Raw genomic sequence first — 523 nt, 5'->3', positions numbered from 1 at the left:
GCTGCCCGGCCGGGAACTGCCCGGCATCGGCTCGGCGATGCCCGAGCACGGCAAGCGCCACGCCCATGCCTGAACCATGAGGAGCATCCCCACGCTCACCGCCGCCCACGGCGACAACGCCGTCCCGGTCGACGACGGGGGATTCTTCACCGACCCCGGCCGGTGGACCGAGCCCATGGCCGGGCAGATCGCCCGCGAAGCCGGCGTCGAGACGCTGGCCGACCGGCACTGGGAGGTCATCCGCTTCATGCGCGAGCAGTACGCCGCCAAGGGCCCCGGCCCCACCGTCCGCGTACTCGGCAAGACCTCCGGCGTCAGCGTCAAGGAGCTCTGCCGGCCCTTCCCCAAGGGGCCGGCGAAGACCGCCGCGAAGATTGCCGGGACCCCCGAGCCCCGCAACCGCATCTGAGAAGGAGAGGGCCCGCCATGGCCGCCACCGCCACGATCGAGAAGGTCTCGGTCATCGTCTCCAAGGGTTCCCTGGAAGGGATCTACCCGGCCCTGATCATGGCCAACGGCGCCC

Annotated in this window: 1 protein-coding gene; it reads left to right on the top strand. The window is 71.5% G+C overall.

All coding sequences use genetic code 11. The annotated features are described in order from the left end of the window. Nucleotides 1-76 precede the first annotated feature (76 nt). The gene (locus tag ACFSL4_RS36730; protein ID WP_381092449.1) at nt 77-409 is read left to right on the top strand and encodes a TusE/DsrC/DsvC family sulfur relay protein; all 333 of its coding nucleotides are present in this window, start codon (nt 77-79) and stop codon (nt 407-409) included. Nucleotides 410-523: the final 114 nt, after the last annotated feature.

It is taken from the genome of Streptomyces caeni (assembly GCF_042678285.1).
In the GTDB taxonomy this organism is placed as follows: domain Bacteria; phylum Actinomycetota; class Actinomycetes; order Streptomycetales; family Streptomycetaceae; genus Streptomyces; species Streptomyces caeni.
Note: the sequence above shows the minus strand (reverse complement) of the source record. Positions and strands in the feature narration are given on the sequence as shown.